This is a genomic window from Paenibacillus sp. FA6, from assembly GCF_051550225.1.
GTDB lineage: Bacteria > Bacillota > Bacilli > Paenibacillales > Paenibacillaceae > Paenibacillus_AQ.
On record NZ_CP188820.1, the window covers coordinates 4,115,085 to 4,127,040 of the forward strand.

The window sequence follows — 11,956 nt, forward strand, 5'->3', positions numbered from 1 at the left end:
ATCACAACTCCTCCTTGCTATCAGGGGTAGAACTTGTCGGGCTTGCACCATCAGACGTACCACCCGTCTCACTCTGTGTGCTTTCATCTACTACTGGAGGTGTTGTTATCACAGCTTGCTTCGTAGCCGCCTGTTGAATAGGCTCCGTCACAGCTTCGTAGGGATTGGAAATCTCTTGTTCTCCTAAGCTACTATTGTCTGTATTCGCTGCTGATACAGGCACTACGGGATGTAACTTCTCATCCGCCTTAGCAATCTTACGCTCCATGGCCAATACCTTCTCTAGCTTGCCGATGGCCTGAAACTTCTCCTGCGCCCGCATATAACCATCTATAGCACCCGCATAGTCCTGAGCATCGAAGCTACGGTCGCCTTTTTGCTCTAACTTATCACCCTGTAGGTTAATGGTCTCCGTCTGCACTGCATCCAGCTTCTCCTGAGCCTTACTCATCTTATCTTGTAGATCCTTCTGAGCTGTGGTGTACGACACTTCGATTGCGGATGTATTCGCCTTCTTATACAGAACAAGCGCACCACTGTAATCCTGTCCCTGAAATTTAAGATCTCCCTGCCTAATCTCTTCCGTTACTCGCTCATAATGGGTCGTACGATCAATCCTTGCTTGAATATCCTCTTCATCGAACGCTTCCCAATGGTCCGCATCGTCTAGCGCCTTCGTATAACTAGACACCGCTTTGTCGTAGATGCCATCCTTCAAGTATTCGTCCCCATCTACTAAGGTCCGGGCCAGCTTTTGCTTGCTCCCAATAAGCTTGGCATGAACTTTATCCTTCACTTTGGAAGCTGCATTTCTTGCCTCGCTATATGATTTGAGCGCTTTAGTATAATCGCCGTCCGCCGCATATTCATCTCCGTCACGTTCGAATTCCACCATATTCGCGGCTGCTTCAGCTATACGGGTCGCTTCCCTTACTTTATAGATCCAAATTCCCCCACCTGTTAATAGAAGAGCCATCATAACGATCAGAATACGCTTGATCCATTTCTTACGATTCTTAGGAGGCTCCTTATAGGTCTTATCCGTATAGATCGCGACAGCCGTATAATTGTTGATCGTTCTCTGCTGTTTACTAAGAAGGATCTCTTCCAGCGTATCCGTCAGTGCATCTGGTTCTTTACTTTCCTCCAACGCATCGAGTATTTCGGGAAGATTAACCTGTTCCCATAATCCTGATGTGCATAGCAATAATACATCACCATCTGACAGTGGAATGCGAGGGGAAACATACGGGTGGAAACGGTCTGGATTACCCATATAGTTCAGTAAATTCCCCCGTTCCTCGTGCTGTGATACGGTCTCATCCGGGAGATATCCATCATCCGCCATAACCTGGGATAGACTCTGATCCTTACTTTTCTGATTGAGCCTGCCCCCACGAAAGTGATATAGCCTCACGTGGCCACTAGATGCCCATATCATCTTCGTATAGTTGGTTACGACCACGAGTAGACTTGCCTTCAGCCGGACCCTCCGACTCTCGAACTTCAGCCATTCATGCGCTTCACGCAATGAGTGCTGCAGTTGCCTCCGTGACATAGTTGGATGCTCTATGAAATTCTCTAGTACAATCTTAGCTATCATCTCGGCGCTATGAGCTTCTTGATCGTTATCAATTCCATCCGCAATCACATAACAAGCCATATCATCAAGTTCGATATAAGCGAAATAATCCTTATTATCAATAAAAGAACCCGCTTCGGAAACGAAACCGGTCTTGAAATCACTGTTCTCCTTCCTCATGCGTCCCCCCTTGTCTCTAGCGATCCGTATTTGCGGATGCCGCAAGGAATCACCAGCCCTTTTCTAGTATAATAACTGTCGCATTGTCCTGATTTCTTAAGCCTTTGGCATCGACCTGTTCGATGATGTCATCAGCAATGTCTTCCGCTGGCTTCTTCTGCTTCATCATCAGTTCAAGCTCTACTTCGCTTAAAGCATCATATATCCCATCACTGGCAAGCATAATCTTGTCCTGTTTGCGTAGTGAGAATGGTTCGCCTATCTCCATATTTCTAAATCCTTCATACCCCAAATAATTGACCAAATGCTTACGCACAGGACTTGCCTCAGCTTCCTCTTTGGTCAACTCACCACTGAGAACTTGCTCACGGAGTAAAGATGTCTCGACCGTATGCTTGGAATTCATAGGGATGAATTCTCCATCACGGAATACCGAGATCATACTATCTCCCACCGCTGCCCAATGCAGCACTCCAGAAGTTACTACAGCTGCGACCAAGGTCGTTCCACCATTACTTCCGTTTAGATTAGCTAGAATCCCACTGTTACTCTGTGTTGCTGCACTAGCAAAGAAATCAGTGAAATCCTCCGTTTTCTCTAGCATAAGAAATTCCTTACTAAACACCGTCACAGCGAGCGTACTAGCCATTCTTCCATTCGACAAGCCACTAATCCCATCAGCAATGACTGCGAATGTACCGACAGAAGTGGTTGAACTAGAGAAGTAATCATCTTGCTCCTCTCGTCTTCCGATACTTTGTCCATTACCAATATGAATTCCAGTAGTTGTTGTTGTTGATTGACGTCGTACCAGCATTCGCCGGACATAGTACAACACAATCCATAAGATGAGTGCTGACAGAATAACGATATAATGCTCTAACTCTACAATCTTCTGCATCGTTAACATCACGTCCTCAATTGTTTTCCCATTCGAAATGGGCGCCGCACAGAGGAAGGAAGATGAATTTACTGTTCCCCAACTGAATTAGGTCATATGCCGCCAGCTCTGCAGGCGAATAAACCGCTTCGTTATTATGATAGGCTAGTCCTGAGGCATCCCCAGGTAGTAAATAAAAGTTCCTTTTCTTCGGATCGTAGACGATAACGGCATGATTTCTTCGAGATATGGTATTGTCTCCAAGAATACGAATATGCATTTCCTCCGCACGTCCAATGAAATTCTTCTCTGACATAATCCGATAATCTTGACCAAATTGAGGTCCTTCAATACAAACTAGCCAGCCTGTAACGGGGTGAATACCGACTGTTTCTCCTAGATAGGGCATCGTCTTCTCTTCTGTGTCCGCGGAAGCCTGCCTTCTCTGCTCCCCCTTCGGCATTGCCTCTACCGTTATGTTGCAGTAGGGGCACGTATTACCGTGTTTTCGCGTGCTGAACATGTGTCCGTTGGCGCATCTTGTCAAGCTCATCTTGTCTTCATTCCTCCAATAGGTCTTAGTCCACAACGCGGATATACGCTTATTTCACTAGCAATCGCGTGTTGGCAATATAGATCAAATCTCCCGCTCCAATCTGTAGCGGCTCTTCAATAACAAGTTTGCTGGCGGTACTTTTTCCTGCTTGTCTAATACCAGTCCCGCTATTTGATTCCATGTCCTCAATGTACCACCTTGCACCTGCCCGATTCAGAACCGCATGCTCCGAGCTAATAAGTGACGCATATTCACATTCTGATAAATCTATATCAACTTCACCGCGTTGACTGTTCTTTCCAATGAGTAACGATGTCTCTCCTTCGATGTACCATTCCTTCATTCGTTCTCCATCGTCATCTAATAGAATCAGCTTCACGACCGAATCTTCTGCTGTACGTGAAGTCTTTCTAGTCAAGCGTTGCAATATGATTGCACCTACAAAAAAGGCCGCTCCCACGGTGACTGAAATTTTCAATATTTGATCCTTAGGATGTAATAAGGTATAAAGAATAATGCCGGCTACAATGCCGTACATGATCACATCAATAGCTATAATCCACACGGATTTCTTCGCCTTCATATTCGTTACCTCCATCTCTTAAGGGGGATTCATGATTTAACTTATTTCTTCTTCGTACCGAAATAGCGATCGAACATGGCAGAAGTATCAAGCGGATTGGTGCCATTCCGTCCATCTTTAGGTTGAGATGATTCTTCCTTCGACTTGCCCTGATAACCAAAAAACTGATCAAACTGTTTGCGCATTTGTTCGGGATTGAATGCTGCGGGATTACTCTTCGCCCTACCACTGGGCCCACTTGGTGCATTCTTGTGTTGCTGTGACTGCTGACTATTCGTACTAGACGATCTAGCGTCGTATTCTTGCCTTGAAGACTCGTTACTCAGTACCTCATAGGCTTCATGAATTTGTTTGAATCGTTCTGTTGCTTCTTCACTACCCTGATTGGTATCTGGATGATATCGCTTGGCTAATTGTCGATAAGCTTGTTTAATCTCTGCTGCTTGTGCCTCTCGACCTATACCGAGAACATGATAATAGTTAGTCACTGACCTTAATCCCCGCCTTTATGTATAGCTTTCTCCATTTCTAATAGCTGGTCTGAACAATAAAGAAAAAAACATTTTAAGAGGCCGAAGCCTCTTAAAATTCAATATCTTGCAGCCTTAATTAGGCCGCAAATGATGCACATGCTTATTGCGAGAATGCATATCCGCCTAGAATGTTAGCGAATTCTGTCTTGTCTTTCTTTTGCTTGATGTACAAATCAAATGTTCCTACCCCTTCGGAATCACCGAATCTTTCGGTATAATCCACCACAAATGCGTTAGGGAAGCTTACCTCACGAACAACTTGATCCGCCGCAATCACTTTCAATGTGACTTTACGGTAGCAATCTGCCTTCTCAGCAGGGACAAGTGACCAATTAGCCAGTTTCAATGTATCATCTGCTTTGTCTCCGTCTGTTGCGGTGATGATTTTACCACTAATTCTCAGTGTTGAACCTACATCCGTTGATCTTGCGTTAGAGTCATCCGGTGTATCTGTGTCGTAAACGACCTTTTGGATGTTATCCATTCCTAGTTCAATCGTTTCTGCACCTTCAACTTTAAGTATAAATCCCATACATAATTCCTCCTTTAAATTGACTAACTTATTGTCTAGAGCGTTAGAACCTCTCCAGAATTTATGTATAGAGGCGAACTTATTAAAGAACGCCCCGAACATACGCTTTAGTGAACCCGTCATGCTTTGACTGGGCTCGTTGCTTTGGTAATCATCACTTCCAAGTTCTTCACGTTGCCGTTAAAGATCAAGTCAATGTGACACAGGTTATTTTTCTCATCGATCACATAAGTCATATCGTCTCCATCTTGAAGAATGGAGTTGATAAACCCTCGCGTACCCAGCCACTTACTCTTTTGACTGCCGGGATTATTGCTGAAGAATTTCAGGATATTCTCATGTTTGAAATCACCTGTCTGAAAGCGAAGGATACGCTCTACATAGGTACTAACAAGTGTTTTATAGATCGAGTCGAATCCGTCCTCAGAAGTAGCAAGACTTCTCGCCTTATAGACAGTAATCCGACGGATGTCCTTATCCTGTAGTTGAGCACTCTCTGAGGAGAATACAAATCCGAAGTTCTTACGATTAATCGAATCCTTAATGTTGTTAGTGAAACCAGTGATCTCCTTGGCCATCGTTGTGACGGAGCGCAGACTATTGTCCCTAGCTTCGATGTCATAACGTACGCCAGGGAACTCCTTACTTACGTTCTTAAAGGTTTCTTTCAAATACTCTGGACACTGATAAGCAGCTACAAGCCCCGCTGCCACATAGGAAGCGCCAACATACACGCCTTCAATCCATAATTTCAGAATATCTTCCTTCTCTTTGGAGAGCTGTACTCCATCCTCCGTCTGAAGCATACGGCTATCAATCACAACACCCGATTTATCTTTCGGAATAATAGTAAAGTTAGGTACGCAAGGAATGGCAAATTCGCTATATTCCTTACGAAGTAGCGGTGCACATTTGTCGATATATTTATCGATGCCCGCTGTTGCCATACTACTAAATGTTGTATCTTCTCCAGATTGGAAATTAAAGAACAACTGTACTTTGTAATCCTTAATGACTTGAAGAAGCATCGTTAGCGATTCAAGGTTATTCCCATCCTGCTTAACGACTTTCTCATTCCCACGGAAGCGTTCACGACTAACTTTCGCGTGACCTGCCGTTTCTAGCTCGATGGAAGGAACAATACCGAACCAGATGGTATCCGAGAATTCATTCTTAGAATTCACCGTGTTCAGGAATGTTTCAAGTCTCGGAATATTACTACTTTTGACCATCATCTCAAGCTTCGTATTCGTAATCAGAAGCGAAGGTAACATCCCTTTATTCTTGATCGAATATTGGTCAAAGAACATCTTGACGCCCAGGATTTTCTCAACTAACGGCTTAACCGTTTTGACGAAATCATCTTTAGCTGTCTTGTAAAATTCCAAATACGTATTATAATTCTGGATTTCTGTTGTGATATCTACTTCTTCATGCACAGCCGGAAGTGGACAGAACGTACGCACGACGAGATCCTTGACATACCCTGAAGGAGATTCTGTAACACTGTTGTAATCTTCTTCAAAGACATTCACCAGTTCATTGGCTCCACTCTCATCAAGCAACAACAATTCTGTGCTTGCACTCTTCGGCGCCTCGATAATCTTCAATTCACCACTGTCTCCAATGGTCAAGGTACCGATGCGGATCACTTCAGACATATTCTCATCTTGAGAGTTGCCTAGCAGAAGACGTGTCTTAATATCCTCAATGGCAAGTGGCAACATCGCCATGACATTGTTGTAATTCTGACTTGCATCTTCAAACATGGTATTCAGCTTATCTCCAAGGTCTAACTTCTTGGGATCGCCCTCATCTAACTTCTCATATTGTCCGAAGAGGTAGTGGATTTCCTTACGCACTTGGCGAATATCATCCATTACTTTTTTCGGTGAAATCATATCGAGTAAATTCTCGAATTTGAAATCGACATTCGTAATACCCTGACTGCGTTTCGTATCGATAAGCGTAAATAACATTTTTAAGAAGTCATTATTCTGATCGATGCGGATCTCAGAAATACAATCTTCTGCTAATCCTTCTGGCTTCTTCAGGGCATACATCACTTTCTGATTGGCAGCATTAAAGAATGAATACACAATTGGTGAGAATTTGTCTAGAAATTCATCAAAGTTGTGCACCAAGAGGTGTTGGTGGATCTCTTTGACCTTGTCATCGCTCAGGCTGTCAATTCCTTTAACATCCCCTACGATGGTTACAAGATCTAATTTCTCTGGATTAATTTCCTCAAAAAGCATCGTCCGATTCGTTTGATTGATAATGTCCATGAATGTTCCTCTCTCCCCGTTTACCGCTACTCCGACTTGAGAAGTGTGATTACTCTCTTCTGCTCTTCAAAATAATCAAAGTGATTCATTCGAGCAAATAAGACTGCATTCCCAATATTTCCCGTGTCATGGGTTCTATCTTAAGTAATTATGCTCTATATTGTCAATATATAGGATTAGAGTATTATTCAGGGGACTTTTGTCCTAATTTTAGGTATGAATTGGTATTTTATATCTATACAAAGTCCTAATTATTGGATAGCTATTATGAATTAAGTAAGTAATACCGATAAAGTTTCTTGTGTAAACATTTTACAAAGCATCCATACTCTACTTGAGCCGACAGTCCTACTTTTTACCAAACATGAATGCTTCTAATCCCGCTTCCCGAGTCTCTTTTATGGATATCTACAACCCGATCTAGTAACTAAAAAAGGTGGTTTCACAGAAACATGAAAATGTTAGCTAGGACTATTTGCCTGTTTTTTGGATTCATACTTATTGTACCTCCGACAATCTTCGCAGAGGCACCCGTTAAAGGTACCCGTGGTAAGGCTTTCGATGCGGTTTTCGTTCTCGATACGAGCTATTCTATGAGTACAAGTGATAAAGATCGGATATCAGCTGATGTTATCCAGCTATTCATGGATATGAGTGAGGCGAGTCGCACACGGGTCGGTTTCGTAGCTTATAATGACCGTATTGTCGCCTCACAACCACTCACCTCCATTGCTGTAGTGGAGAAGAAGAAGGAACTAAAGCAGAAAATCAATCAATTAAAAAGATCCGGTTATACCGATTTAGGACTAGGACTGCTCAAAGGTGCGAATGTACTAGCAACAGGGAGTTCAGAACCATCTTCTCAAGGGCATGACAGACTACCCTTCCTCATTCTGTTATCCGATGGGGAGACCAGTTTCGGAAATACTAGCGGTGGGCGAACGAAACAAGATTCTGCTAGAGATGTAACCGCCGCAATCACCAAAGCGAACAAGAATGGATTTCCTATATACACCATTGGACTTAATCATGACGGTACCGTGAACCAGAACGAATTAGAACAAATTGCTTCCCAAACGGGGGGTGCTTCTTTCATGACCAGTAGCGCTGACGATCTTCCTGAAATATTCAATCAGATTTTTGCCAGAGAGATGAGGTCCGTACTCGTACCTATCGCGGGCATTACAGCTACAGGTAATCTACAAGAAGTCAAAGTAAACCTCCCTAATTCAAGCATGGAGGAAGCTAATATTATTCTGCTCTCAGATCATCCACTGAAAGAAACACAAATGTATTTCAACTCTGAGAACACTAGACTTTTCAAATCCGACAAGTATTCCTTAATGAAAATTTCTAATCCGCCACAAGGGACGGTGGTACTTAAATTCAAAGGTCAGCAAGGCGATTGGGTCAAGATCAATCTGCTAGGCAGTTATAATCTAGAAGCAGAGGTCAAGTTAAGTGATGATAAACCTATAAAGGGGATACCCACAGGGTTTGAAGCTTATCTATCAACACCTGAAGCAACAACGATGTTGAAAGACGATGCGGTATACACCACACTGAAGGCAGAATTGGTAGTCAAAGAGGTAGATAGTAATGAGGAACAACGCATTCCCATGACCAACACTGGGAAAGGGTTTCAAACCGATTATACATTTCCGAATTCGGGAGGTTATGCTTGGAAGGTCATGGTCGACGGACCCGATTTCTATCGTGAGAGCTCATCAAGTGAAGTGAGTATCACCAACCTACCACCACAGATAACAGGGTCTTTGGATTTGGAATTTATCAAAGAAGATGGGGAAGTAAAACTGGATCTTGCGCAGTATATTCAGGACCCTAATCAGGATCTCATAACCTATTCACTACAGGGGACAGTTGAGGACAAGCTTTCTTCAGAATTACTTGGATCTACGCTAACCTTAACACCCAAACGTACGGGACAATCAGAACTATCCATCGTGGCAACAGATCTTGAAGGCGGGGCAGTGACTGCTCTCTTTCACGTCTCTATTCAATCCAAATATACACTCCACAAGATCATAAGTGCTGCCGTAGCTGTTATTCTCATCACCGGCATTCTTCTGTACTTTTGGTTAAGACCAAAGCCGGAATTTGCAGGAAAACTGGAAGGGTACTTCCTAAATACAGCCAGTGGCACGGATATTCCAGTCAAGTCATGGCCGCTTACGTCATTTCCTGGAAGACAGATCACTCTGATGCAGTTATTTCGAAGCCTTGATGTGAATGAGAGCCTTCCAGAGAGTGAACATATTGTATTCGAGCCTGGTAAGAACGGGATATTGTTCGTTAGACATCATACACGTTGTGCTGTGGTTCATGGGAAATTGCCGCTTTCTAGAAACAAAAAAGAAGCCCTTCAATTCAATGATAAATTGTATATTACCTTTGAAGATGGAAAGACGGAACTAGAACTTCGCTACAAAGCGGTTAAACCCGTTACTACCATTTATACAGGGAACGATAACCAACACTCCGCTTAATCAGAGTGTTGGTATTCCCGCTTTACAGGAAGGGGGTGTGGCATGGTTGTGGGTTTACGACCCGTTAACCGGACCACAGTCTTTCTCTTTAATACGTATTCCGCTTGTAGTGCCATTCTAAACCAACGAAGGGAACTACATCTCTTATTTGCGGATAGAGCAAGCCCCCAATGAATGATGCGCGATAGAAACAGTGAAATATCCCCTCTTCCGATGCGAACCGACTCCAGCTTATCCTCAAATAACCGTGTTGGCACAGCTACGGGCGCCGATCCGCTGTAGCAGAAGTATAGCGTCGCTGCTAAGCTATAAATATCCGCGAGCGGTGTTTGCGAAGACTTATCTGAATACAATTCTAAAGGTGAATATCCGGCCGTGGTAAAGATCGGTCGTTCGGTATCCGTATCTGTATAACGAATAACAGACCCGAAATCAATCAACTTCCCGCCCCCATCCTCCCCTATCATAATATTGGCAGGTTTGATATCTCGATGAATATATCCTTGTTGATGAATATGCTCCAGCGCTCCTATCAGTGGGAGCATGAATGTACTTAGAAAACCAGCATTCATACCCTGTGGGTTCTTTCTCACAATTCGGTCCAGCGTAATACCACGACAATGCTCCATGACTAGATAGGCCGTCCCATTGTCTTCGAAGTAATCCTCATAACGGACGATTCCTGGATGCATTAGATCACGTAACACCACAGCCTCCCGTTGAAATGCTTCCATGAGCTTCATAAACTGTGGCGAGAGCGAAGATTTCAAACATTGAAGTGTCTGACCATCAGAAGAACGGCGAGCCAAGGCACTCGGGAAGAACTCTTTGATTACACTCATCGTTCCTGTCTCTAAATGCCGTACAATATATACGATTGATAGCTCACTACGGGATAATATTCTGCGAATTTGGTACAGTTGTTCATTCCCAAGCTTCGTGTTTCGAGCTAAAACGCCAATCATCGATTCTCTTCTCATGTTAACCTCTCAACTAAACCCCTTTGTGAAGAATATGGACCATCCAAATTCCGGGTTTGATAGAATTATGTCGAACCGCTAGATTCACAATTATAGTAACAGATAGGACAATTATTTCCAAGCTTGGAATTTCTATCGTCTCTGTTCCTTCAATAGCGGCTGATACATCATGATCGCATGATTCTCTGTTACGAACTGATCGTCAATCAACTCTTTATGAGCATTATACTTTTTACGATGAATGATATTATGTCTTGTATATCCTCCCCATGGCTCAAGTAGAATTCGATGGTCTCGCTCATACACTTCATACGTGCAAGGCTCCGGCTTCACGGCTCTCCATTCCCCGATCAAATCGTTATCATCCATTTGAAGCCATAGCTGATAGGGAACTTCGGTGTCATTACGAATCTGAAGATCTAAATAGTTATATGCGCATGTTGCTCCACTACCGAATGGCTGTGTCCGTCTTGCATCGGGGAACACGTCATAGCTATGACGATGTCTCTCAGTGATCGTTAACGAAGTATGGAGCGTAATCCAATATATGAGGTTCGAGCATTGACATAGTCCACCACCTACACCCGCTTTGAACTCTCCATAGAACAGTACCATTCCCTCTTGATACCCCTTGCGCTTCGTCGGCTTACCTATTAGCTTCCAATAAGAGAATGTCTCTCCAGGCTGAAGGACAACTCCATTCAATTGCTTGATGGCAATCTTCAAATTATTCACTTTGTTATGCTGCATCCACATATCTACATTCTTCAACTCTCTTAGCAATGGTGTGTTATGTGTACTTATGGAATGTTCCAATGGATCTACGGAGAACTTCTTTGTATATCTTTCTTGACCGAACATCCACTTTAAATATCTTCGATAGACAAAATAGCGCTTCCCAATAAATAGTCTAAGTGACGATCTTTTCTTCGGCCTCATCAGAACTCCTCCTACTCATACTCATGCTCATCACACACTAGATTTCCGTTAGGTTTATTTTACCTTATATTTCATAATCTGCGTGTGATTTTCTGAATTAGGAAAGACGCCGACCGGCGTCCTTGGCGAAAAAGTTAGTTCCTAATATACCGTCTCCTCCAATCACCAACAGATGCATAAGGTACACTTAAATTCGGCCATATTCCCCTATCACTAAGTTTAGTTGCAGAAAGAGCATCTAATTACTAGAAAGTCATCTATTCTCACTATTTCCCCTGTTTTAACTGCCCTTTGTGCAACTATTTCTCCGTCACCTACCCTTTTCTTCTGTGTAAGTACCATTTCTGCAACTATTCCAGCTTATTCTAGCGACCTTCATGTATGGTATGGACTCTC

General features: G+C 43.2%; 10 protein-coding genes. 1 reads left to right on the plus strand and 9 read right to left on the minus strand.

Features of this window, described 5'->3' with window-relative positions; all coding sequences use genetic code 11:
• Window position 1 precedes the first annotated feature (1 nt).
• The 7 genes from ACP8HI_RS18960 to ACP8HI_RS18990 all read right to left on the minus strand — a co-directional run bounded on the left by ACP8HI_RS18960 (window position 2) and on the right by ACP8HI_RS18990 (window position 7,134).
• Entirely contained in the window at window positions 2–1,762 is a 1,761-nt protein-coding gene (locus tag ACP8HI_RS18960; RefSeq protein WP_438347732.1) for a serine/threonine protein phosphatase, read from the minus strand.
• 49 nt (window positions 1,763–1,811) lie between these two features.
• The gene (locus ACP8HI_RS18965) at window positions 1,812–2,663 is read right to left on the minus strand and encodes a PP2C family protein-serine/threonine phosphatase (protein WP_438347733.1); all 852 of its coding nucleotides are present in this window, start codon (window positions 2,661–2,663) and stop codon (window positions 1,812–1,814) included.
• A gap of 16 nt (window positions 2,664–2,679) precedes the next feature.
• Window positions 2,680–3,195 (minus strand): FHA domain-containing protein, encoded by a 516-nt coding sequence (locus tag ACP8HI_RS18970; RefSeq protein WP_438347734.1) that lies wholly within the window; start codon window positions 3,193–3,195, stop codon window positions 2,680–2,682.
• Window positions 3,196–3,244: 49 nt separating this feature from the next.
• Complete coding sequence (locus tag ACP8HI_RS18975; protein ID WP_438347735.1) at window positions 3,245–3,781, minus strand: FHA domain-containing protein; 537 nt, start codon at window positions 3,779–3,781, stop codon at window positions 3,245–3,247.
• 41 nt (window positions 3,782–3,822) lie between these two features.
• Window positions 3,823–4,269, minus strand: coding sequence for a DnaJ domain-containing protein (locus tag ACP8HI_RS18980; protein WP_438347736.1), 447 nt, complete (start codon window positions 4,267–4,269; stop codon window positions 3,823–3,825).
• A 145-nt stretch (window positions 4,270–4,414) separates the two neighbouring features.
• Window positions 4,415–4,846: a membrane-associated protease 1 gene (locus ACP8HI_RS18985; protein WP_438347737.1), complete on the minus strand. Its 432-nt coding sequence runs from the start codon at window positions 4,844–4,846 to the stop codon at window positions 4,415–4,417.
• A gap of 119 nt (window positions 4,847–4,965) precedes the next feature.
• Entirely contained in the window at window positions 4,966–7,134 is a 2,169-nt protein-coding gene (locus ACP8HI_RS18990; protein WP_438347738.1) for a transcriptional regulator, read from the minus strand.
• A 452-nt stretch (window positions 7,135–7,586) separates the two neighbouring features.
• On the opposite strand from ACP8HI_RS18990, the gene ACP8HI_RS18995 reads away from it, so the two are divergent.
• Complete coding sequence (locus tag ACP8HI_RS18995) at window positions 7,587–9,641, plus strand: vWA domain-containing protein (RefSeq protein ID WP_438347739.1); 2,055 nt, start codon at window positions 7,587–7,589, stop codon at window positions 9,639–9,641.
• Here the strand turns inward: ACP8HI_RS18995 and ACP8HI_RS19000 are convergent.
• Both ACP8HI_RS19000 and ACP8HI_RS19005 read right to left on the minus strand, forming a co-directional pair.
• Window positions 9,638–10,621: a serine/threonine protein kinase gene (locus ACP8HI_RS19000; RefSeq protein ID WP_438347740.1), complete on the minus strand. Its 984-nt coding sequence runs from the start codon at window positions 10,619–10,621 to the stop codon at window positions 9,638–9,640. The genes ACP8HI_RS18995 and ACP8HI_RS19000 overlap by 4 nt on opposite strands.
• 132 nt (window positions 10,622–10,753) lie before the next feature.
• On the minus strand, window positions 10,754–11,560 hold the full coding sequence (locus ACP8HI_RS19005) for a VanW family protein (RefSeq protein WP_438347741.1): 807 nt from the start codon (window positions 11,558–11,560) through the stop codon (window positions 10,754–10,756).
• Window positions 11,561–11,956 lie beyond the last annotated feature (396 nt).

Bases quoted from the DNA above. Each gene is read 5' to 3' on its own strand.
- ACP8HI_RS18985 (WP_438347737.1), bottom strand. From the start codon at position 4,846: ATGGGATTTATACTTAAAGTTGAAGGTGCAGAAACGATTGAACTAGGA.
- ACP8HI_RS18965 (WP_438347733.1), bottom strand. From the start codon at position 2,663: ATGCAGAAGATTGTAGAGTTAGAGCATTATATCGTTATTCTGTCAGCA.
- ACP8HI_RS18990 (WP_438347738.1), bottom strand. From the start codon at position 7,134: ATGGACATTATCAATCAAACGAATCGGACGATGCTTTTTGAGGAAATT.
- ACP8HI_RS18975 (WP_438347735.1), bottom strand. From the start codon at position 3,781: ATGAAGGCGAAGAAATCCGTGTGGATTATAGCTATTGATGTGATCATG.
- ACP8HI_RS18960 (WP_438347732.1), bottom strand. From the start codon at position 1,762: ATGAGGAAGGAGAACAGTGATTTCAAGACCGGTTTCGTTTCCGAAGCG.
- ACP8HI_RS18995 (WP_438347739.1), top strand. From the start codon at position 7,587: ATGAAAATGTTAGCTAGGACTATTTGCCTGTTTTTTGGATTCATACTT.
- ACP8HI_RS18970 (WP_438347734.1), bottom strand. From the start codon at position 3,195: ATGAGCTTGACAAGATGCGCCAACGGACACATGTTCAGCACGCGAAAA.
- ACP8HI_RS19005 (WP_438347741.1), bottom strand. From the start codon at position 11,560: ATGAGGCCGAAGAAAAGATCGTCACTTAGACTATTTATTGGGAAGCGC.
- ACP8HI_RS19000 (WP_438347740.1), bottom strand. From the start codon at position 10,621: ATGAGAAGAGAATCGATGATTGGCGTTTTAGCTCGAAACACGAAGCTT.